Source organism: Cellvibrio sp. KY-GH-1 (assembly GCF_008806975.1).
Classification (GTDB): Bacteria; Pseudomonadota; Gammaproteobacteria; order Pseudomonadales; family Cellvibrionaceae; genus Cellvibrio.
Genome location: NZ_CP031728.1, coordinates 1,637,504 through 1,659,643, shown reverse-complemented (window position 1 = coordinate 1,659,643; position 22,140 = coordinate 1,637,504). Strand labels below are relative to the sequence as shown.

The following is a 22,140-nucleotide window of genomic DNA, read 5'->3' as shown; positions in this document are numbered from 1 at the left end:
GGAAAATCTTACCGCACAATCCCATCAATCTTCGCCAATTCTTCCGCACTAAAACTCAAATTATTTAATGCAGCAACGGAATCGTCGATTTGTGTCGGGCGGCTGGCGCCGATTAGGCAGGTGGTGACGGCGGGGTTGTTTAGGGTCCAGGCGATGGACATTTGGGCGAGTGATTGCCCGCGCGATTCGGCGATGGTGTTGAGGGCTTGCACCTTTTGGATTTTTTCCGGGGTGATGTCTTTGTTGTTCAGGTAAATCAATTCCGGGCGCGCGGCTCGGGAGTCAGCGGGAATTCCATTCAGGTATTTGTTGGTGAGCACACCTTGCGCCAGGGGTGAGAATACGATTGAGCCAACACCTTCATCCAGTAATACATCAGTCAAACCATTTTCAATCCAGCGATCAAACAGGTTGTAGCGTGGTTGATGAATCAACAGCGGTGTACCCAGTTCGCGCAAAATGCGCACTGCTTCTTTGGTTTGCGCGGGTTGGTAGTTGGAGATACCAACGTAAAGTGCGCGACCGGAGCGCACGATAAAATCCAGCGCTTGCATGGTTTCTTCGATAGGTGTTTCCGGGTCCATGCAGTGGTGGTAGAAAATATCGAAGTATTCCAGGCCTGTACGTTTCAAACTTTGATCGCAACTGCTGACCAGATATTTGCGCGAGCCTCCAATACCATAAGGGCCGGGCCACATGTCATAACCGGCTTTGCTGGAAATAATTAATTCATCGCGATAGCGCACAAAATCTTGCGCAAAAATATTGCCGAAGGTTTGTTCGGCAGAGCCAAAGTTAGGGCCGTAGTTATTGGCTAAATCGAAATGGGTAATACCCAAATCGAACGCGCGGCGCAGCATGGCGCGCGCGTTGGATTGTGGATCAACGGCGCCAAAGTTTTGCCAAAGGCCCAATGATAAACGGGGCAAGCGTAAACCGCTTTTGCCGCAGCGCTGGTATTTCATGTTGGTGTAGCGTTCGGGGTTGGCGACGTAAAGCGGATTGGGTTCGTGAGTAATCATTATTGATCCTATGCCGTTGGTGGTGATTTGCAATCCTGATTCGCGAGCCAAGGTCGCGAGTGTTGCATTTTTGTGAGGTGGGCATTTTAGCCGAAAGCGCGCGCAATCTAACCTGTGCGCTGTGTAAAGTTGAGTTGCCCTGCAAGCGCAGGGCAATAGCGGGTGTACGAATACTTAGTGTTTGTGATTCTTTTCTTTACCTTTACCGGAATACTTTTTGTCGTCTTTCCGGGCGTGGTCATGCTCGTGCTCATGTTCGTAGGAGTCGTACTCGGTTGAGCGGATAAAATATACAGGTCTATCGCAAGCATTATATTTTTGGCAATGCTTGCCCCAGTGTTTGGCGTGGCCGGGTGGCACATGAAGGTAGACCGGTCGCGCTTTAGCGTATCTGGAATCGGCAATAATAAGCGTAGGGCCTGGGTAGTAGGTTGCCGGGTGCGAGTCATTTCCCAATTCGACTCTGCCGTAAACCCCTGGCGCAATTTCTTTTTCCAGAATGACTTTAATACCCAAGTCATCAGCCAGCGCATGTTGGGGTATCGCTAGCGCAAGCCCCAGCATACTGGAGAGTAGAAAATACTTCATAGAGCGCTCCTCGGTGATTGGTTTAACGCAATTTTAGCGAGAGAATCTGAATACAGGCTTTACCTCCAGCCCAGTGAATGTTGTAACAACAGTAATCCCCAAATGACAAGGATGCAGAAATTCCCCGCCATAAATGCCCATAGACGATGGATAACGTTGTTGTAGGTCAGGTGAATCCATGAGTGGAGTAGGCGCGCAATTACGAATACCCAGGCGAAAACCACCATCGCGGTAGATTCCACATCCATTGCAATGGCAATTGTGCCCGCGATGTAGAAGAGTACGGGCGTTTCAAACAGATTGCTGTAATTGCGGGTGGCCAGGGCCATATCGGTCGGGATTTCGCCGTTATTCAAACGAAATTGGCTGATGCGTACCTGACCGGATTTAACGGCTTTGATACGTAGAAATAACAAACGAAAAGCGACACCGAAGGTGAGTAGTACCATGGCAAACATTGCGTACAGCATGGAATGCTCCTTCTTTAGGTAGTTATTGTCCACGTTCACTATAGCCCAGACTGCTGCGCCGGGTTACCAAATCAGGCGTTTAGGTCAGGAGGTGGTGCATTGCGGAACCAAAGCCCTATAATGGCGGCCTTTTTCAGGGGATACAGGTGTTTCCTGAATTTGTTAACACACTGATTACCATAGGATAACCTCATGATTATCAAGCCAAAAGTTCGCGGTTTTATTTGTACCAATGCGCATCCACAGGGTTGTGCTGCCAATGTTCAAGAGCAAATCGCTTTCACTAAAGCCAAAGGCCCAGTTGCCGGCGCACCGAAAAAGGTGCTGGTATTGGGTTGTTCTACCGGCTTTGGTCTGGCTTCTCGCATTACCGCGGCGTTTGGCGGCGGTGCCGACACTCTGGGCGTATGTTTCGAGAAGGAGCCGAGCGAAGCCAAAACTGCAACCGCCGGTTATTACAATACTTCTGCTTTCCATGATGCGGCAAAAGCTGCAGGTTTATACGCAGAGACTCTGAACGGGGATGCATTCTCGGACGCGTGTAAAGAAAAAGTAATTGAAACGCTGAAGAACGGTATCGGCAAGGTAGACTTGGTGATTTACAGCCTCGCATCTCCACGTCGTACCGACCCTAAAACGGGCGAGGTTTATAACTCAGTATTAAAACCTATCGGCAAGCAGTACACCTCCAAAAACCTGAATACCGATACCCTGAAAATTTCTGATGTCACTATCGAACCTGCTTCTGATGAAGAAATTGCCAACACCGTAAAAGTAATGGGTGGTGAGGATTGGGAAATGTGGATCGATGCACTTAAAGGTGCCGATCTGTTAAGTGACAACTTCCAAACTGTTGCCTACACCTACCTTGGCGATAAATTGACCTGGCCGATCTATGGCAAAGCTACCATTGGTAAAGCGAAAGAGGATCTGGATCGCGCTGCAAAAGCCCTGAGCGCGAAGCACGGTGGCAATGCTCGAGTTGCGGTGTTGAAAGCAGTAGTAACCCAAGCAAGTTCTGCGATTCCAGTAATGCCCTTATACCTGGCCATTTTGTTCAAAGTGATGAAAGCCCAGGGAACTCACGAAGGTTGCATTGAGCAGATCCAACGTTTGTTCACTGAGTGTTTATTCTCCGCTAATCCACGCTTGGATGATGGTAACCGCTACCGCGTGGACGAGCTGGAATTGGATCCGTCAGTTCAGCGTAAAGTCGAAGAAATTTGGGCGCAGGTAACGGAAGAGAATCTGTTTGAATTAACTGATTTTGAAGGTTACAAAGCGGAATTCTTACGCCTGTTCGGCTTTGGTTTAACCGGTGTTGATTACGATGCGGATACAACACCCTTGGTGCAAACCAACTTCTAAAAAAATCCCCGCCTCGTGCGGGGATTTTTTTGATTCATAAGGAGTAGTAATGCGTAAACGTATTGCAATTGATATGGACGAGACCATTTGCGACACCATGGCTCGCCACCTTGATTGGTATAACACCGAGTTTCAGCAAAACCTCGCCAAGGCGGATTTGCACGGAACCAAAATTTATCACCTGGTCCCGGAGGAGCACCGCGCTCGGGTACGCGCATACCCGGATATTCCTGCATTTTTTATCGACATCCCGATTTATCCCAACGCCGCTGAGGTTATTGCCGAGTTGCACGAGCGCTACGACATAGTGATTGCGACGGCGGCGATGGAACATCCGACATCCTTCGCTCCAAAATTTGATTGGCTGCGCAAGCACTTGCCATTTTTATCGCCGATGAATTTTATTTTTTGTGGCAAGAAGAATGTGGTACAGGCGGATTTTTTAATCGACGATAGTTCGCGTCATTTTGACGGATTCGTCGGGCAGGGGATTTTATTTTCCGCTCCGCACAATGCGTTGGAGGCTACAGATATACGTGTCAATGATTGGCTGGAAGTGCGCGACTATTTCCGGGAACAATAGTTTCTGAGCAATAGCTGCGTGACTCCCCTCTTTGGCAAAGAGGGGTTGGGGGAGATTAAAAGTGTTAATTGACAGGCATTAGGTTATTTCAACTCTTTCATAAAACGTTCGCCGCGGGGCAGAAAGTAGTTGTCATAATCCAGGGATATGACAACACCGCGCGAACGCCCGACAAATTCACTGCGCGGCACAAACCCTATCACGCGCGAATCTGCACTGTTGTCGCGGTTATCGCCGAGCATTAAATATTGCCCTTCAGGAACTGTTACCGGATCGAAATTGGCGAGTCGGGATTGTGCTTGATTGGTGCGTACCACATGCGTCTTGCCCGGCAACGACTCCAACAAATCGCCTGCCATTAGCGGTTGATAGGATAACGGCTGGCCATTGATAAGCAGGCGATTATTGTCCATCGCTACAGTGTCGCCGGGAACGCCGATCACGCGTTTCACTAAGCGCTTACCGGCCACTGTTGAATCAAATACGGCTATGTCACCGCGCACCGGGTCAGCAATTTTATAGAGCGAAATATGGGTGAAAGGAATGCGCAGGTCATAGGCCATTTTGTTGATGCTGATCCTGTCTCCTTCCACCAGGGTCGGCTTCATGGAGCCAGTAGGTACATCGCTCCAGTCAGCGATGGCACTGCGAAAACTAAACATGAGTAAAAAAAATACTAAAAGTCCACGGTGTTCGGCCCATAATTTCTGCATAGTTTGTCCCTCACGTTGATCCAATTGGCGGAATAGCGAAAAATACGCGCCATCTTTGACTCTGCGGTTGGAGTCAGGTTCACAGGATTTTTACATATGCTTGCCAGCTTGCGTGGTGTATTAGTTACAGCAATTTTCTCCGGTGTCACTATTGTGGTGACTATTCCTATTGTCTTTTTCGCCCTGTTGCGGTTGGTGCCTATTCCCGCATGGCAGCATTTGCTTAACCCCTGTCTGGATGCTTGCGCTGACTTCTGGATATGGGCCAACAATTGGCAGCAGCGATTGTTATTGCCAACGCAGCTGGATATAGAAGGGCTGGGGAATTTGAGCCGTAAAGAGTGGTATATGTTGATTGCCAACCATCAAGCCTGGGCGGATATCCCGGTGTTGATGCGTGTCTTCAGGGCTGATATTTCCGGGGTGAAATTCTTTTTCAAGCGCAGCTTGCTGTGGGTTCCCGTATTGGGGCTGGCACTCTGGGGGCTCGATTTTCCGTCTATGCGTCGCCATTCTAAAGCGGAGATAGCCCGAGACCCATCCCTTCGCGGACAAGATCTTGAGCGCACGCGCCAGGCCTGTGCACGCTTCCGCTATCACCCCGTCACCATCATTAACTTTCTTGAAGGGACCCGGTTCACGCCAGAGAAGTATCAGCAGCAAGCATCGACTTATCGTCACTTGTTGATGCCCAAAGCAGGTGGACTGGCTTTTGCGTTGAATGCAATGGATGGGCAATTGCATCAGATGTTGGATGTCACGCTTGACTATGAAGGTGGTATTCCCAGTTATTGGAACTATGCGTGCGGCAAGGTGAAACGAATCCGCATTCATGTGCGGCAATTGCCAATCCCCGCTGAATTGCTGGGGGATTATGAAGGGGATACTGAGTTCCGCGCAGAGTTTCAGCAGTGGGTGAATAATCTCTGGCAGCAAAAAGATGAACAGTTGGAAGTGTTCCGCAGGCGCTGGCAAAAGTAAAAATAGGCTAGGAAATCCGGTATTAATAACGTTATCCTAGTGTTGGAACTGTTTTGCGGTTTGGCTATTTCACGGTTTGCCGTGCATTAGTTTGGCTGTGCAGTAGTAAATGGTTTCTTAAACATCGACAGGAGGGCCGCATGTTTTACACACTGAGTGATCTTTTTGCCAAGCTAGGCCTGCCCAACTCTCCCGCCGCGATAGACGCTTTTATTGAAAAGCATCGCCCCTTACCGCAAGCCGAGCCTTTGGCGAGCGCAACCTGTTGGACTGCCGAGCAAGCGGCGTTCCTGCGTGAGGCCCGTCAGGAATATTCCGATTGGGCTGAAGTTGTCGACGAGCTTAACTGCTTGTTGCGCGACTAAAGTAATTCCCGTCTCCTGCGAAACGGCCGGCCAATAAGCCGGTCGTTTTCATTTGGCAGTCAGTATTTCTATGTTAATGTTCGGCCTCCATAGAGGTAACAGGACTTGAATTATGCAGAAATTATCCAAGATTGTGGGTTTGGGATTAGTGGTTGGTGGAGGATTTGCGGGCGGATTTGCGGGCAGCGCAGTGGCTGCCGATGAGCCTAAGCGCCCTTGGGAGGTTGAGGTTGACCTGGGGGCTATAGCGACCTCGGGCAACACCGAAACCACCAGTATTCAAGCTAAAGTGGATGCCAAGCAAAATTTAGAACAGTGGGAGAATCAATACATTCTCAGTTCACTCTTTAAAGAGGATGAGGTGGCCCAGGACGATGACACCACCAGTAAGGAGAAAACGGCAGAGAAATATTTTGGTTCAGCAAAGTTTGCCTATTTACTAGGTGTTGAGAAATCCTATCTGTTTGGCTTTGGTTCGCATACCACTGACTATTTCGGTGCTTACCGCACCTACAATACTATCGCTCTGGGTTACGGCGATTGGCTTTACTCCAGTAAAAGCCTCAATTGGTTTGTGGAGGCGGGTCCTGGTTACTTTGAGGGCAAGAAAGAGATTGAAAGTGATGATCCTTTAGTGCCGGATACCTATGTGGACGAGTCAGGTGCTATGTTGCGTGCAGCTACTGCATTGGAGTGGAAAATAACGGCAACGGCAACGTTTAAACAGACGGTAAGTGTGGAGGCTGGTTCAGATAACACACGTACTCAGACAGAGACCTCATTGGCTACTTCGATTACCGATGCCATGAAAATGAAAGTGGGGTTTGCGGTTGCCAACGATACGGATGTGGCACCGGGAAAAGAAAAAACCGATACCACTACCTTTATCAATCTGGTGTATAGCTTTTAAGCCAGAAATGTGCTGCCTCCTTATGTGTTGCGCGGGAGGCAAGCGCTAATTAGCTGCTTTGTGTTCCAACCGCTATAATTCGCCTTTCTGTTTCGAATGACTGATGCTTATGTCTGCTGCTCCCGAATTTTCCCGTGCATTGCTGGCCCCCCGTCATTGGCTCACCTGGATAGGTTTTGGCTTGTGGTTTTTAATTGCGCAATTGCCATATTCCTGGCAAATGGCCATGGCGCGGGTGCTGACGCCCTTGCTGAACCTGAATAAAAAACGCGTGAAAATGGCGCGAACCAATTTGCAATTATGTTTTCCGCAAAAGTCGGCAGAAGAAATTGAAACACTGCTGAAAAAAAATTTGGAATCCACCGCAATTGCTGTATTTGAAACCGGCATTGGTTTTTTCTGGGCGAAAACCCGTTTGCGCAAGTTGTTTACTATCAGCGGTGTTGAGTACGTGGAACAGGCCAAAGCTGAAGGGCAAGGGGCTATGTTGCTGAGTTTGCATTTCACTACGCTCGACATCGGCAGCGCCATGCTAGGAATTTATGTAAATTACGATGGGATGTACACACCACATAAAAATCCGGTATTCGATTATGTGCAAAAAGTGCGACGCGAAGCTTATGCTCCCGGGGGGATTGCATTTGCGCGCGATAACGTGCGTGCGATGGTGTCGCAGTTACGCAAAGGCCGCATGATTTGGTATGCGCCCGATCGTGACATGGGGGCGAAAATATCGGTTTTTGTCCCTTTCTTTGGTGTGCCAGCGGCGACCGTTACAGCTACAGCCCAATTCGCTCGCATGGGGCGCGCCAAAATTATTCCTTTCTCCCAATATCGCCTTGAAAACAGCAAGGGTTATCAGGTGGTGATACATCCTCCGTTTGAAAATTACCCCACGGGTGATGATTTTGCAGACACTCGCAGGGTGAATGAATATTTCGAACAAGAAATTTTAAAAGTCCCTGAGCAGTATCTCTGGGCGCAGCCGCGCTTTAAATCGCGACCTGAAGGCGAACCCAAAATTTATTGAGTTATTTAGCTTTTGGTTGTTCATCTTTTATGGGCTTGTCAGAGTAATGGACTTGCCCGTTTTCATCTGTCCAACGATAAATAGTAGTTGGTGGTTTTCCGTCGTCTTCTGCAGGAGCAGTTTGAGTATTGGTACTCGCTCTTGCATCAGTGGTATTCGTTGTATTCACATCCTGCAGTTGATATTTGGTCGTGCCATTGGCCGGTATTGTCTCATTGCTAAAAATAATCTCAGTCAGCTGATTCAATTTCGGATTCATCATCAATTGTAGTTTGTTTGGAGAGTTTAATTGTTGCTGAAATTCCGGGTCGCTGATAATGGCTATTACACGTGGGTCGTGCTTGATAGTTTGGACGCGGTTCCAGGCAGCAATCATTTTTTCGGCAGCGGCTTGTGAACCTGCTTCGCTGTCGATATCTGATTTTGCCACCAACGCTTTTATATTCGGGTTGTTCATTAATTCCTTGAATCCCGGGTCGCGCATCAGCGCTTGGGTATCGCCCGTCGTCATGATTGATTGAATTTTTTCGTCAGTCATTAATTGTTTTAATTGATCATTGTTAACCACTTGTTGGACATTGGTCAGCATGGATTGAGGGTCTTCTACAAAGGCTTTGGTGACCTGGGTAGTGGTTTTGTCATCCAGTGCTAAATCCACCGCGGTTGCGGCCGCGGTACCTATGAGCTTTTTCGCACTGGCCTCAATAAATGAATCGCGGGTTTTTTCCAAATCTGTTATGTGAGGTACGCCAACGGCTGTCGTTGAGTCTTCATTGTCAATAGTGGTCGCTGCTTCTGTGGCCGTGTTATTGCTGGCGATAGCGGTGGGCGCAGTTTTGGGGGTTATTACAACGCTCAATCCATAAACAACGAGCAGGCCAATTAACGCCCCCATTAATACACCTACGCCGGCACCACCTATTTTGGACCCCATTGCAGTAGTTTCATTTTCCGGAATAAGTTTGGCGAGTAAATTCAACAGGATGGTTACTATCAAACTAACGACCAAGAAAATACTGGCGCCTGCAATAAAATACACCAGTAAACCATCCAGGGCGGTATTGGCAATTATCCATTTGGCAAATGGTTTGGTGAAAAAAATGGCGGCGGGGTAAGCGACAATCCAACTGAGTATGTGGGTAATTGCTTGGATAAATCCTTTTTGGTAGCCGCGCCAGGTAAAAAAGGCGAGCAGCGCGAAAAACACGATGGTACTAATGTGCATAAAAATGCCTCTTTTCAATAAAATGTTGAGCCGCTTACCACTTAAGTCGCAAGTTTTGTTTTATTTGCTGTGCGAATTCGGGTCTCACTTCGGCTCGCTCTGCGTAATCGTGCCATTGATCTACGACACCCAATATCTGCTGGATAATCGCTTTGGCTTCTTTGGTGAAATTGCTAATGAGCTTAGCGATGCTGAGCAAATCGTCCATGACGAAATTGTCGCGTTTGCCGTTCACATTTAATTGATGTGAATTCACCCAAGGTGAACCTGGCTTGTAACTATAGGCGATATCAAATGCGGGAGCCAATTGCCAGGCGGTGCGGGGTCCTGGTAGCAGAAAGCCAACATTTTTACTGTGGTCGTCGTGGTTGCGCGCTATAAGGTTAAACACCATACGGCGATAAATTTCCACGGCATCGCGGCGGCTTAAACGCAATTGCCGGGCGACACTGAATAGCTGTTCGTAGCTGTACTGGCCAGGTTGTTTAAAATCGGCGTGGTCCATAGCGCAGAGCGACTGGTAATGCAATTTGTGATTGCCAATGCGATCAAAGCGCTTTGTTAAAAAGTGCGCGCGTGGTCCATCAATCAGTAACTCGCAGGGTGAGATATCGATTCCTGCATCCTTGGCCATTAAATAGTAGGCGTATTCCATGCGCCCAAACCCCTGTGGGTCGCCAAAGGTTTCGCGATGGTTGCTGTGTTCAACGACGCCATCAAACTTTAATAAATAATGTTCGAAACCATCGGGTGCATCTACTTGGCCAGACCGAATTTCAGTGCGCGATTGGTTGATTGCGACCAATGCTTTAGCGCGTGCACCACCGGCAGATGTCCCCACTTGCAGGATTGCGGTCAGGTCTTCATTGCCTGTTTGATGGAGGTTACTGTTTACGCCGGTGCGCTGATCCAAGACTTGTTGCGCCAACTGTATGAGTGATTCCAACTCCAGTTTGTCATTAGGGCGTTTAATCTGACGTAACGCGGGTGCGTATTCCAGTGCCCCCATGCCACGTTTTCCGCTGTAGAGTAAGCGCTCCAACGGGTTAAAACTTTGCGGATCGCGCCCGGTGCGCGCCAGCCATGCGTTGATGACTGCGTTGCCGAAATCATCGGGTAGGGTATCGGCAAAGCAGGCCGGCAAACCTTTGTAAGTTGCGGGATTCAATTGCGGAAATTGGAAGATGCTTTGGCCTTGCATCTGGCAAGGCATGCGCAGTGGCGCGATTTGTACGCCGGTTTCTATCCATTCCGGGGTGTACTCAAAGCTGGCGAGCCGGGTATCCGGTGACCAGGCGAGGGCGCCAACCATTTTGTCCCACAGCCAGACTTCAGCAAGGTTTTGCATTACCAATCCAACCCTTGTTCTTCAATACGACCGCCTGGGTTTCCGTCCGCCGCTTGGGGGTAAGGCCGCTGGCGTGCACGTTGCCGCTTTTTGCCCTGTAACTTCAGTTGTTCCAGTGGGCTTGGGGTAGGTTCGGGTAAAAAGCTATCCAACTGTTCCAGTGCATTCAGTGCGCGTAGCGCAGCAATCATGTTTTCGAGTTTGCCTCCGCCCGCTACTAGCTGGCGATAACTTTTGGGGGTTATGCCTATCTCTGCTGCCAGTGCTTGCTGGGTCAGGTTGTGTTGCAAACGCAGGCGCTCCAGGCGATTGCCCAGCTCGGCAGCGACTGCATTGTTGCTCATCGTGTAGTAGTCCATAAGGGTATTTTTGGAGCTATAAAATAGATATATAGGTATTTATGGGTAATTTACTACTTTTTAACTTAATTTTCAATTATGGGTAATTTATTATCTTTATTCATCAATTTTTGAATTTATGGATAATTTTTTACCTTTTGTTATTTTTAGGTCGCAAGTTAGATTATCGCTATGGGCTAGCGACGTTGATGTAAGAAAATTTGTTTAAGTGCCTGTGGTTAGGGACAAGGTGGCGGCAATTGGTTAGGCTGTAGGGCTAAGTTTCGCGATCGCGGTATTTGTAATCGCGGCTGGTTATTTTGATATGGAATCGAGAATAAAAAATGATCATTGTCCCCACAGAAAAACAGCTGGACTGGCGTCACGCACCCTTGGTGCTGTGCATGTTGGTATTTATCAATGTGATGGTGTTTTTTCTTTACCAGAGTAGTGACACTTCAAAAATCGTTGATGCAATAACCCAATACCAGACCCAGGGTTTCTTTGAGCGTGAGTGGCCGGTATTTGAAAAGTACTTGCGCGATAACAATGAACAGGAACTTGCGGACGATTACCGCGATGCAGTTGCCGATGAAGACGCGACCGCGGTGATTGGCGATTTATTAATGCGTGAAAATTTTTATCGCCATTTACAGCAGAACGCGCGAACTTATTTTAATCCGGATTTTTATGACCATTGGGCACCGCAGCGCGAGCTACTGCACAAGCGGATTCAATCAGTCAGTTTTGTCGCCCATGGATTAACAGCGGCTAATTTAACGATTCCAGCGCTTTTTACGCATCAGTTTTTGCATGGCGATCTTATGCATTTACTGGGCAATATGTTTTTTCTAATTGTTTGTGGTTTTGCAGTGGAAGCAGCGATTGGTCACTGGCGATTCCTAGTGTTTTATTTGTTGTCCGGTGCGGCGGGTGGGCTGGCTCATGCGGCGGCCGATTGGGAAAATACGGCACCGCTGGTGGGAGCCTCTGGCGCTATTTCTGGTGTTATGGCGATGTATTTAGCGGTTTTTCGCTGGAAAAAAATTGAATTTTTTTATTGGTTCTTCTTTGTTGTCGGTTATTTTCGCGCGCCAGCGCTGTTGATTCTGCCATTTTACCTTGGCAAGGAATTGCATAGTTACTATACGGATACTGGATCCAATGTGGCATTTATGGCGCATGCTGGTGGCTTTGTTGCAGGAGCTGTGGTTATTGGCTTTACCTGGTTTTTTAATCGCGCAGTATTTAATACCGAATATATTGATTCTGATCAGCAGGCCAGCCCACGCCAGCAACAATTGGCGGATGTCTACGATAATATTGAAAAATTCCGCTTCGAAAAAGCACTGTCTCTGGTTGATGTACTTATTCAGCAGCAGGGGCTGGATTTTGAGTTGGCACTGATTCGGTATAACTTGTTAAAAATTTTTCGCGGTGATTCCTTGCAACAAGCTGCCCTTGGCTTATTAACGTTGCCCCTATTGACGCCGACACAAATTAAACGACTGGATAAAGTATGGCAGGAAAACCCTGATGTTCGTTCGCAGCTGAGCGAACAGGCAGCGTTAAAATTGGGTATGCAGTTTGCCTCACTTGACAACCCGACATCTGCAGAACAGGTATTTAATGCGCTGCTGAGTATGCAGTCTAAAAATCCGGCACTTGCTGTATTTGCGTCCAAATTGGCCGCAAGTTTTCAGCATTTGCGTGAACACCAGAAAAAAGCCCACTACGAATTATTGGCTAGTCAATTAGCGCAAGGAGTGAAGCGTGAACTACTGTAAATATCATCCACTCGATGGCGCTACTTATTATTGTCGCCAGTGCAATGTTCATCTTTGCGATTGCTGTATTAATGACGATATAAATAAGCGTCACAGCGTGCATTGCTTTATTTGCGAATCGGTCTTGGAAAGCCTTGGCTCGGCCAATACTGTGGTGCCGTTTTGGCGGCGCCTGACGGAAGCATTTAAATACCCATTAAATTCTTCCTCCATGAGCTTGATTGTGATCACCTCTGTTATATCAGTGCTTGCGCTACTCATGCCGTTTTTATTTATCCTTTCCGTTGTTATGTATCTATTTGCGGCGGGGGCGATCCTTAAATACAGTTTCACCTGTCTTGAGCGTACAGCTATTGGGGAAATGAAGGCACCTGATGTGCTTGAGGCCTATCAAGGTGGAATTATTTTATTGTTTAAACTTTTGGTGATTACCGTGGTGATGGGGGTGTTTGCTGGACTTGCCGCCTATTACATAGGGATTGCGTTTGGAGGAATACTTGGTGTGGTTGCATTGGCGAGCTTCCCCGCAGTATTAATCCGGTTTGCCCAAACTGAAAGTGTGTTTGAAGCATTGAATCCGTTTGCCGCTGTTGCGCTTATGGCTGCAATCGGTTTGCCCTACGGATTGTTAATTGTATTTATGTTGATCATGATGACTTCTGTCGGTGTATTACAAGGGTGGATTGATGCAATTCTTCCGGCTGGATCATTTCTAGCTCAGTCGATGGTGTCCAGTTATTACATGGTGGTGATGTTTCACCTGATGGGATACATGCTTTTTCAATACCAGCATGAATTAGGGTACAGCGCGCGTTCTGACGAAGATGAAGATAAGCCAACGCGCAGTGATATTGAACGAATAACTGCAAAAATGGATGTTTTACTTAAGGAAGGTGATTATGAAAAATTGGTTAACCTTTATTATCAGTCATTTAAACAGTTTCCCAATGAAGCTTGCTTTTTCGATCGATTTTTTGAATTAATTGTGGCTTGTAAAAAGCCTGCATTGATGGCCGATTACGGGCTTATCTACCTGGAGTTTTTGTCACGCAAAAAGCGTTTCGATAAACTAACGTCTACCTTTAAGCAAATTTGTTTTCTACTCCCGGATTATTTACCGAACTCGCCAGCAATGAAGGTTCAGCTGGCTACATTTTTTCGGCAGCAGGGGGATTTAAAGCTGGCAGTAAAAATGTTGAATGGGATGCACAAATTACATCCCGAATTTGAGGGGTTGCCCGCGGCTTATACCTTGTTGTCAGATTGTTTGGGGGATTTACCCGGGATGCAAGTTCAGGCGGAAAAGTGCCGGCAAATGGCTGAGCAATTGGCCCGTCGTGCTGATGCAAAAAAAATGGCGTTGGAACAGCAGCGGCTAGCACAGCAAACAGCGGTAACGAATAATTCAGTTCAGCCTAAAACAGGGCGACGCGGCCCGCCAAAACTAACGTCCAGTGGCTTAACGCTGGAGTTGGTGCCATTGGACAATGTTGGTGCGGATAAAAACTAACTTGTTGCTGAGTGGGTGCTACAATTTGCTCAATAAACTCAAGCTCCAGCCATTCTCTCTAACACTTGGGTCTTTTGGTTATTGTGCATAGCGGTAAAAACGGTGGCTGCACTATCCGCACTTTTTAACCGTTTTTTAGGGTTGGTATGCAGCATTTGCAAAATAATATTGCGCAGTGCGGCGGGTAAGCGCCGCAATTGCCAGCGCTTTTTTAACCCCCACCAATCATTCACCGGCAATTTACCTGTCATCAGCTGAAATAAAATTACACCCATTGCATAAATATCAGTTGCTGTTGAACTGTCTTCATTGGTTGGGTGGTACCAATCAATATCCTCACCATAGCTGTGTACCGGAAAACCAAAATCAGCCAGCTTCAAATGGCTTTTTTCCGCAAATATAATATTGCTAGGGCGCAGGTTGCCGTGAATCAATCCGAAGGAATGGGCGCAAGCGAGGGCATTGGCCAGTTGCTGGGCCAGTGTCAGGCACTGGCCGATATTCATTGTCTGGCACAAACGCTCTTGCAAATTGCCGCCAGGTAAATATTCCATCGCAATAATAAAAACGCGCGGATTTTTCCCGGTACCGTAGACGCGTGCTATGTGGGGATGCTGGATTTGAGTCAGTTTGGCAGCGTACTGCGGCGCGTTGCCCAGATGATCCAATGATTGTTTTTTTATGACCAAAAAACGTTGGCGATTAGGGTCGTTCACCAAATAGGTTGCGCCAAAAGGATTTTCCTTGAGAATATCCAGCAACGTGTAATTGGGTGGAATATTGTCGCGGGTGGACTCACCCCCCCAACGATTGGTGTGCAGATGCTTGCCTTGCGCAATCAATAACAACTGTTGGCGAATTAGCTCCACCGATACCGGCCGCTGGGCCGGCATGACGTGAGTGCATTGTTCAATAAGCGTTGGTATTTTATTGGCGAGGGAAAATTTGCTAACCGCAGGGTCGCTCTCAAACACTTGGTAGGTGATGCGTGTTGCTTGTATTGGTGTTACACCGTAAATAAACTCATGAATTAGCACGCCGAGTGAATAAATATCGCTTAAGTGACTGGTGTGAGAAATTCCCTCGCGCTGCTCGGGTGCCATATAGGCACTGGTTCCCATGACCATTTCCTGCGTGGGTTGGTTGTTGTCTGTGTTGGCGGTGAAATAGCCGGCAATACCAAAATCCATCAGGTAGGCGCGGCCATCATAATCGACTAACACATTGGCCGGCTTGATATCGCGATGCACTATGCCGTTGCGATGCGCGTAGGCGAGGGCACTACACAATTGAATGAGAATATCGAGCTTGCGGCTAAGGGCGACATCGGTGCGCGGTAAAATGGTTTCCAACGAAACACTTTTGATATAAGACATTACAAAGTAAGGCAGCCCCTCTTCGCTGTTACCCTTATCAATCACCTGAATAATATTGGGGTGATTTAATTGCGCGACCAGACGCGATTCTTGCTCAAACTGTTGTTGAACAATCTGGTCCTGAATCAGGCTGGCATCCAGCACTTTAATGGCAACCTGGCGATCCAGTGATTTTTGTAGCGCGAGGTAGACCTTGGCCATGCCGCCTTCGCCCAGTTGGGTTTTGATGTGATACCCGGGAATCGTTTGCACGTTCAATCTCTCGCCTGTGTTATGGCTGGAGTATAGATCGCCTTCTCGCTAGTGGTTGAAGTACGAGTGGTTTTATAATCAACGACTGATTTTTATTTCACGGGCTTACCTGATGGACGATTATTTATTGCATTTAAGTCAACGCTTGGGTGAACAGCTATTGGAGCGGAACTGGCATGTTGCCACGGCAGAATCATGTACGGGTGGAGGTGTTGCTGCCGCAATTACAGCCGTTCCCGGTAGCTCTGCCTGGTTTGAATACGGGATCGTCAGTTATGCCAATGACGCTAAACAAAAGTTATTAGGTGTAAATAGCGAAACGCTGGCGCGAGAGGGAGCAGTGAGCGAAGCCGTTGTCATGGAGATGGCCCGTGGAGTTTTAGCCCTCGCGGAGGCCGATATCGCCGTCGCAATTAGTGGTGTGGCCGGGCCAAGTGGTGGCTCACCAGACAAGCCGGTAGGTACTGTGTGGTTTGCTTGGACAACGTCAAATGGTGAAATGAAAACAGAATTGCAGCATTTTTCCGGTGATCGAAACAGGGTGCAAAGACAGGCGGTGGTTTTTGCATTAGAAAAATTGGTCGAGTTAAACTGAGCAACGTCCTTGTCTCTTTTTCAACACTTGAATTGTATTGCGGCTTCGCGTTATTTCATCAATACAATATTTGCCTCTGGTAGATTGCACTCAGTTTGTAATAAGCCCTTGTTGGGGTTAAATGAACTGGTTAATACAGCGCCATTTGGTTGTGGCAAAAAAACGCTTTTCTTCGCGTCTGCATAGTTCCAATAATAAATATCCGATTCATTACAAGCCCCGCCGTTCATGTAGTAGATCCCGGTGGAATCAATATCAAGTAATTTACTGTATTCATCGATGCTTGCATTTATTTGCTCGAGTTTGTCGCTTTGATGACGCCACACCCACAGGCCATCTTCACTCACATATTGGAAGTATACGTCTCCCTCAAATTCAATGGCGGATCCTACTGCACCAAACGTAAGTTGCTTTTGTTGTGTACCCTGAATGCGCCATAAATTTCGCACCTCACCATTGTGTTTGATGAGCAGGGTTTGGTTGTTGGCCGGAAAATAGGCCAGCGGTTCTATTTTGTCGCTATCCTCTAGTATTAGACTGGTCTCGCCCGTAAGAATATTGTGGTGATGGAGCTGGTTCCCCGCATTGAAAACAATATGTGCTGCGTCGCTTGACCAAATAATGGTATCCACTTTTTGTGGTACAGGTTGTCGGGTGAGTTGATGTTCTTGCCCAGCATCTATCAGCCACAGGTTAATTTGATTGTTACGCACCGACGCGTAAGCAATTTTTCCACCATCCGCTGAAAAGCTGGCAGCGTAATTGAAATCAGTATTTTCTGTCAGCAGCGTTTTGTTGCCATCCAACCCGTTAAGCAAAATATTGGAGCGGCGTTTTTCTTCCGTGTAAAAAATTCCCTGTCCATCCGCTTTGTAATGTGGGTGAGAGAAGGTTTTGTCCTTGCTGTCGACCAAAGGAATGGCGACTTGTTTTCCATTCAAGTAAACCGCGAGTAGCTTCCGCTCTTCTTCCGCGTAAACCAATACGCCACTGCCGTCAGGAATCCAGCTGATATCACCGCCTGCTACATTCAACTGGGAGCGACTGATTGGTTTTTGTTGGGTATTTAAAAAATCAATTTGCACCCGGTTTTTTACCACACTGGCGATCGCTGTCTTTTGCTTGAGTATTGCGCTGGCGATTGGATTTGCAGCATTTTCAATCTCATCCAGTAATTTGAGTTGCTGATCTTTAATGGAGTAGCGATAGCGCCTGTTCCCCGCGTTGGGGCCTTGTTTTGCGACAATCTCGAGGGTGAATTCATCCCACCAGGTGACGCTGAAAATGCGTCCCTGCCATTGGCTGAGTTGTTGCTTTTCCAGCAATTGTTGATGGGCAATATCCAAAGTGAAAATATGAAATGAATAGAGGTAATTGGGTGGCTCGTAAAAACGCGATCCCAAGGAGGAGCCAGCGCGACGTTTTGCTTCTATGGCGACGAGGCTATTGCCTGCCGGTGACCATGCCAGGGTAAACCAGGCGCCATTACTCCCAGCTATGCGCCAGTCCTTTCCATCCGGGTTGCGAATCATGATATCGCTGTCGGATTCATCAGTGACGTTCAATGCGAGCTTTTCGCGGATATAAGCCAGGTGTTGATTGTCCGGATGCGGTGTTGCGTTTCGCTCATGACCGGTTTCATTGGTGTAGCCCAACATATCATGAAATTCAGCTTGATGATTGGAGGGCAAATAGAGGTTATTCCAATTAAATTCCCAATATCCTACTACGATAAGTACCAGGACTAGCAATGATCCAGCAACAGCTTTCCACGATGATCGATTGAGCGGCGGTGATCCAGGTGTTTGAGCGCTGGGTTCATTAGTTGATGGTTCAGTGCTAATCGGGTTGAGGAACTGCGGTTCTATCTTCAGTTGATAACCGCGTTTTGAATAATGCGCGATTAATTCCTGATCGCCCGCTAGCTCGCTCCAGGCGCTACGTAGTGCATTGATACTTTTTTGTACGGAACCGTGGGTGACAACGCGTCCTTCCCATAGATGTTCAATCAGTTCTTCATTGCTGATAACCCTGTGTTGATTGAGCGCAAGGTAATGCAGAACGGCCATTACTTTGGGCTGCAGTTTTTGGCATTTATCGTCCGCCAAAAGGGTGTTATGTGAGGGCGATACTGTCACCTCACCCAACTTAAATCTGGTTTCTTGATGTGCATTCATGATGGCCGGTGGCCTGTTGCAGTCTTCATAGTTATACCTTTTTCGGTAGGCTTTTCTTATTGGTTTACCTTAGTAGCAGCGGATGAAGCCGCTGTAACCATGAGTATAATTTTGCAAGATTCAGGGATAGAAATACAACTCAGTGGATACTTTAGTAAAAAACTAACTTATTGATTTTTAAGTGGAAAAAAATGGTAAGCAAAAGGTAAGTGCGAGGTTTTTATAAGGTCAGTGTTTTCATCGCTATTTGCAATATAGTCTACTCACACGCATCCACACAGATACCGATGAGTGTTCTATTAGTCACAAACACAAAAGGTAAAGTTTATGAAACTGTCTCTTATTAAGTTATCTTTTTCAAAGTTGCCACTACTGACATTAGCCTTTGCATTGCCACTACAAATGATGATGGCTTCCGAGGCTTCTTCGTTGGATGCAAAAGCACCACTGGTATATGTCAATCAGAATGTTGGCTTTAATGTTAAGGGGTACAAATACAAGCAATCTGAATTTCCCTGCAATATAGATAAAGTATTGGTTTCAAACTTGGTTGATCGCGCAAGTGCAAGTGGCATTCGCATGGAGCCGGTAGCTACTGCTGACAAAATTATGAATGGGGTTGTGCCGGTATTGGCAATAGATGTGGAACAACTGGTGCTGGGTGGTGAAAAGCGTCAGTTTGGTACTAAGCAGAGTTCAAATTTACCTAAGGTTCAGGTAACCGTCGCGTTGATTAAGGGAAAAGACGACATGGTCACTGCAAAACATACCTGCGCCATCATGACATTAAATGAATTTACTCCTTCAACCAATGTGATGGATTTAGGGGGAAATGGTGTTACGGTTTGCTCGGCGACGGAAAAATGCCTGAAAGACCTTAGTAAAGATGTTGTTGAGTGGATGTCGCCTATAGTTAAGTAGGTGCTCGTTTGGCAGTACTCCTTCGTTGCAAAAAAGCCACCTAAGGGTGGCTTTTTGCATTTCATCAATCAGATCATTCATTTTACTGTATAAATAATCAGGTACTGGTTGCGCGTACAGGTTTTTGGTGTATAGTGCATCCATGGCTGCAGTAAGATCTGCTCCGGCCCCATAAGAATTATTGTCATATAGATTTCATTGCATAAGTTGAGGTGTGAAATGGATGCGAATAAAGAAAAGGCGTTACAAGCGGCGCTGAGCCAGATCGAGCGTCAATTTGGTAAAGGAACTGTAATGCGTATGGGGGACAAGGAAGATCTAGTGATTCCTGCGATCTCTACTGGTTCGTTAGGGTTGGACGTTGCTTTGGGAATCGGTGGATTACCCAAGGGTCGTATTATTGAAATCTATGGTCCGGAATCATCCGGCAAAACCACGCTTACTCTGCAAGTTATTGCTGAAGCGCAGCGTCAGGGTGGTACTTGTGCATTTATTGATGCCGAGCACGCTCTTGATCCTATTTATGCCACCAAGTTGGGTGTAAATGTCGATGATCTGATCGTTTCCCAACCAGACACTGGCGAACAGGCATTGGAAGTTACCGATATGCTGGTGCGCTCTGGCGCAGTCGATGTGCTGGTGATTGATTCCGTAGCTGCCTTGACTCCCCGCGCAGAAATCGAGGGCGAGATGGGTGATCATCACGTAGGTTTGCAGGCACGCTTGATGTCCCAAGCGTTGCGCAAAATCACCGGTAATATCAAAAATGCCAATTGCCTGGTGATTTTTATTAACCAGATTCGTATGAAAATTGGCGTTATGTTCGGCAACCCGGAAACGACCACTGGTGGTAATGCGTTAAAGTTCTATGCCTCTGTACGTCTGGATATTCGTCGCGTTGGTGCTGTGAAAGAAGGTGAGGAGGTGATTGGTTCTGAAACTCGTGTAAAAGTAGTTAAGAACAAAGTGGCTCCGCCGTTTAAGCAGGCTGAATTCCAGATCCTTTATGGATCAGGTATTAACCGCATGGGTGAGGTTGTTGATTATGGCGTTAAGCTCGGCCTGATTGACAAGGCTGGTGCCTGGTATAGCTATCAAGGCAACAAGATTGGTCAGGGTAAAAACAATGTAATGAAGTTTTTACAAGAAAACCCTGCTGTGTCGCAGGAGTTGGAGCAAAAAGTTCGAGCTGAACTTTTGGCTACACCAGCGCTCTCACTAAGTGCAAGCGGTGGTGATGTAGAAGACGTAGACGCGTAGAGTTTGAGTGAAATATCAGAAGCCCCCGCTGCCCTTGGTAACGGGGGCTTTTTATTACAGAAATCTTCTTGCCAGTATTGATGCTGCTCAGTATTCTGGTTTTAGGGGCGGGCTAAAAAAGCCAGCAATAAGAATAGGATAGGGCATAAAGCTCAAATGTTTGCGAGGTCAAGATAGTATGAAGACGATTACCTGGTTGATCACACTTTGTAGCGTGCTAGCCTTTACCGGTTGTGCAACCCAACCCAATGTCGAAACGGATCATCAAGCGGATTATGATTTTTCTGCTTTAAAAACATTTAATGTGGCGGAAACCAAGCAGGATTCCAAAGAAAATATTTTAATTTCCCCGTTTACTCTCAGTCATATCCATTCTGCTTTGGAAAGTGAATTGGCCAAGCGTTATCAGAGTGCAGCTGCAGGCGCAACGCCGGATTTTATTGTGAGTTATCACGTGGTTGTGGAAGAGAAAATAGATCCGCGTAGTTACGATGATCTCTATGGTTTTGGCTTCTATGGTCGAGGCTACTATCGTTACCCGAGCCCATTTTTCCACGGCCCTGGCGCAGGTTTACGTGTTTACAATCAGGGCAGCTTGATTGTCGATATAGTTGACGCGAAAACAGAAAAGCCTATTTGGCGCGGTGTTTCAGAGAAGCGTTTAAGTCGTGGTATGGCGCCGCAACAACAGCGCGACGTATTGAGCAGGGCGGTCACCGAGGTTATGGCCTATTTTCCTCCGGTACAGGCTGCACCCAAATGAAATAGGTTTCATGCATAACGGAAAAAATGGCCGCTACTGCGGCCATTTTCTTATGAATTTAAGGAGTAGGCGGGATTATGGCTGAGCCAATCAAATTGTCTGACGTGCGCTTTGCGGCTATGAATCTGTTGGCGATACGAGAGCACTCTGCCAAAGAGCTCTTGGAGAAGTTGGGGCGAAAATTTTCCGCACCAGAGCTAATCCTACAAGTTGTTACTGATCTAAAAGGTCAGAATTTACAATCGGATGAGCGTTTTGCCGACGCATTTATCCGGATGCGCCAGCAGCAGGGTAAGGGCTGCGTTCTGATTAAAATGGAACTGCGTGAGCGCGGGGTGGATGGTTATCTGATCAGCCAGCTAATTGATGAGTCAGAACCTGCCTGGTTTGCGCTGGCGCGGGATGTTCTGATAAAGCGATTTAAACAAACGCCGGTAGATGCCCGTGAGAAGGCCAAGCAGATGCGCTTCCTGCACTCACGAGGCTTTTCAAGTCAGCATATTCAGGCGGCTTTTAACAGTGAATATGATGTGCAATAGATAGCGGTAGCGCTATACC

General features: G+C 47.3%; 22 protein-coding genes. 13 read left to right on the top strand and 9 right to left on the bottom strand.

Translation table 11 applies throughout. The features are described from left to right. Nucleotides 1–8: 8 nt before the first annotated feature. From mgrA to D0C16_RS07090, 3 genes are all read right to left on the bottom strand, one after another. Entirely contained in the window at nucleotides 9–1,022 is a 1,014-nt protein-coding gene (mgrA, locus tag D0C16_RS07100) for an L-glyceraldehyde 3-phosphate reductase (protein ID WP_151031668.1), read from the bottom strand. Between the two features lie 174 nt (nucleotides 1,023–1,196). Further along, nucleotides 1,197–1,610 (bottom strand): hypothetical protein, encoded by a 414-nt coding sequence (locus tag D0C16_RS07095; RefSeq protein WP_151031667.1) that lies wholly within the window; start codon nucleotides 1,608–1,610, stop codon nucleotides 1,197–1,199. A gap of 59 nt (nucleotides 1,611–1,669) precedes the next feature. Further along, nucleotides 1,670–2,080 carry an MAPEG family protein gene (locus tag D0C16_RS07090; protein ID WP_151031666.1) on the bottom strand — a complete coding sequence of 137 codons (411 nt, stop codon included), beginning with the start codon at nucleotides 2,078–2,080 and terminating at the stop codon, nucleotides 1,670–1,672. A 192-nt stretch (nucleotides 2,081–2,272) separates the two neighbouring features. On the opposite strand from D0C16_RS07090, the gene fabV reads away from it, so the two are divergent. Together fabV and D0C16_RS07080 are read left to right on the top strand one after the other, a co-directional pair. Further along, nucleotides 2,273–3,448: an enoyl-ACP reductase FabV gene (gene fabV / locus D0C16_RS07085; protein ID WP_151031665.1), complete on the top strand. Its 1,176-nt coding sequence runs from the start codon at nucleotides 2,273–2,275 to the stop codon at nucleotides 3,446–3,448. 49 nt (nucleotides 3,449–3,497) lie between these two features. Next, nucleotides 3,498–4,031, top strand: a complete 534-nt coding sequence (locus D0C16_RS07080; protein ID WP_151031664.1) for a 5'-3'-deoxyribonucleotidase — start codon at nucleotides 3,498–3,500, stop codon at nucleotides 4,029–4,031. An 83-nt stretch (nucleotides 4,032–4,114) separates the two neighbouring features. Here D0C16_RS07080 and lepB read toward each other — a convergent pair whose 3' ends face one another. Next, entirely contained in the window at nucleotides 4,115–4,744 is a 630-nt protein-coding gene (lepB, locus tag D0C16_RS07075) for a signal peptidase I (RefSeq protein WP_151031663.1), read from the bottom strand. A gap of 96 nt (nucleotides 4,745–4,840) precedes the next feature. Between lepB and D0C16_RS07070 the strand changes: the two genes are divergently transcribed. The 4 genes from D0C16_RS07070 to lpxL all read left to right on the top strand — a co-directional run bounded on the left by D0C16_RS07070 (nucleotide 4,841) and on the right by lpxL (nucleotide 8,030). Further along, nucleotides 4,841–5,725: an acyltransferase gene (locus D0C16_RS07070; RefSeq protein ID WP_151031662.1), complete on the top strand. Its 885-nt coding sequence runs from the start codon at nucleotides 4,841–4,843 to the stop codon at nucleotides 5,723–5,725. Between the two features lie 140 nt (nucleotides 5,726–5,865). Beyond that, entirely contained in the window at nucleotides 5,866–6,090 is a 225-nt protein-coding gene (locus D0C16_RS07065) for a DUF2789 domain-containing protein (protein ID WP_151031661.1), read from the top strand. Between the two features lie 112 nt (nucleotides 6,091–6,202). Beyond that, nucleotides 6,203–7,000: a YdiY family protein gene (locus tag D0C16_RS07060; protein ID WP_151031660.1), complete on the top strand. Its 798-nt coding sequence runs from the start codon at nucleotides 6,203–6,205 to the stop codon at nucleotides 6,998–7,000. 109 nt (nucleotides 7,001–7,109) lie between these two features. Beyond that, entirely contained in the window at nucleotides 7,110–8,030 is a 921-nt protein-coding gene (gene lpxL / locus D0C16_RS07055; protein ID WP_151031659.1) for an LpxL/LpxP family Kdo(2)-lipid IV(A) lauroyl/palmitoleoyl acyltransferase, read from the top strand. Between the two features lies 1 nt (nucleotide 8,031). Here lpxL and D0C16_RS07050 read toward each other — a convergent pair whose 3' ends face one another. From D0C16_RS07050 to D0C16_RS07040, 3 genes are read right to left on the bottom strand one after another with little or no spacing between them, the layout of a single operon-like run. Further along, nucleotides 8,032–9,255 carry a CvpA family protein gene (locus D0C16_RS07050; protein WP_151031658.1) on the bottom strand — a complete coding sequence of 408 codons (1,224 nt, stop codon included), beginning with the start codon at nucleotides 9,253–9,255 and terminating at the stop codon, nucleotides 8,032–8,034. 34 nt (nucleotides 9,256–9,289) lie between these two features. Then, complete coding sequence (locus tag D0C16_RS07045; RefSeq protein ID WP_151031657.1) at nucleotides 9,290–10,603, bottom strand: type II toxin-antitoxin system HipA family toxin; 1,314 nt, start codon at nucleotides 10,601–10,603, stop codon at nucleotides 9,290–9,292. Further along, nucleotides 10,603–10,947 carry a helix-turn-helix transcriptional regulator gene (locus D0C16_RS07040; protein ID WP_151031656.1) on the bottom strand — a complete coding sequence of 115 codons (345 nt, stop codon included), beginning with the start codon at nucleotides 10,945–10,947 and terminating at the stop codon, nucleotides 10,603–10,605. The genes D0C16_RS07045 and D0C16_RS07040 overlap by 1 nt, the downstream gene beginning before the upstream one ends. Before the next feature lie 338 nt (nucleotides 10,948–11,285). Here D0C16_RS07040 and D0C16_RS07035 point away from each other — a divergent pair, with 338 nt between their 5' ends. Next, entirely contained in the window at nucleotides 11,286–12,728 is a 1,443-nt protein-coding gene (locus D0C16_RS07035) for a rhomboid family intramembrane serine protease (RefSeq protein ID WP_151031655.1), read from the top strand. After that, on the top strand, nucleotides 12,715–14,238 hold the full coding sequence (locus D0C16_RS07030) for a hypothetical protein (protein WP_151031654.1): 1,524 nt from the start codon (nucleotides 12,715–12,717) through the stop codon (nucleotides 14,236–14,238). Before D0C16_RS07035 ends, D0C16_RS07030 begins: the two co-directional genes overlap by 14 nt. A 38-nt stretch (nucleotides 14,239–14,276) precedes the next feature. Here the strand turns inward: D0C16_RS07030 and D0C16_RS07025 are convergent, their stop codons facing one another. Further along, nucleotides 14,277–15,866 carry a serine/threonine-protein kinase gene (locus D0C16_RS07025; RefSeq protein ID WP_225319025.1) on the bottom strand — a complete coding sequence of 530 codons (1,590 nt, stop codon included), beginning with the start codon at nucleotides 15,864–15,866 and terminating at the stop codon, nucleotides 14,277–14,279. A gap of 112 nt (nucleotides 15,867–15,978) precedes the next feature. On the opposite strand from D0C16_RS07025, the gene pncC reads away from it, so the two are divergent. Beyond that, the gene (gene pncC / locus D0C16_RS07020; RefSeq protein WP_151031652.1) at nucleotides 15,979–16,461 is read left to right on the top strand and encodes a nicotinamide-nucleotide amidase; all 483 of its coding nucleotides are present in this window, start codon (nucleotides 15,979–15,981) and stop codon (nucleotides 16,459–16,461) included. A gap of 50 nt (nucleotides 16,462–16,511) precedes the next feature. Here the strand turns inward: pncC and D0C16_RS07015 are convergent, their stop codons facing one another. After that, nucleotides 16,512–18,638: a winged helix-turn-helix domain-containing protein gene (locus D0C16_RS07015; RefSeq protein WP_151031651.1), complete on the bottom strand. Its 2,127-nt coding sequence runs from the start codon at nucleotides 18,636–18,638 to the stop codon at nucleotides 16,512–16,514. A gap of 327 nt (nucleotides 18,639–18,965) precedes the next feature. On the opposite strand from D0C16_RS07015, the gene D0C16_RS07010 reads away from it, so the two are divergent. The 4 genes from D0C16_RS07010 (at nucleotide 18,966) to D0C16_RS06995 (ending at nucleotide 22,121) form a co-directional block, all read left to right on the top strand. Then, entirely contained in the window at nucleotides 18,966–19,559 is a 594-nt protein-coding gene (locus D0C16_RS07010) for a hypothetical protein (protein ID WP_151031650.1), read from the top strand. A gap of 219 nt (nucleotides 19,560–19,778) precedes the next feature. Further along, nucleotides 19,779–20,819 carry a recombinase RecA gene (gene recA, locus D0C16_RS07005; RefSeq protein WP_151031649.1) on the top strand — a complete coding sequence of 347 codons (1,041 nt, stop codon included), beginning with the start codon at nucleotides 19,779–19,781 and terminating at the stop codon, nucleotides 20,817–20,819. Nucleotides 20,820–20,997: 178 nt separating this feature from the next. After that, entirely contained in the window at nucleotides 20,998–21,582 is a 585-nt protein-coding gene (locus tag D0C16_RS07000; protein WP_151031648.1) for a DUF4136 domain-containing protein, read from the top strand. A gap of 77 nt (nucleotides 21,583–21,659) precedes the next feature. After that, on the top strand, nucleotides 21,660–22,121 hold the full coding sequence (locus D0C16_RS06995; RefSeq protein ID WP_151031647.1) for a regulatory protein RecX: 462 nt from the start codon (nucleotides 21,660–21,662) through the stop codon (nucleotides 22,119–22,121). Nucleotides 22,122–22,140: the final 19 nt, after the last annotated feature.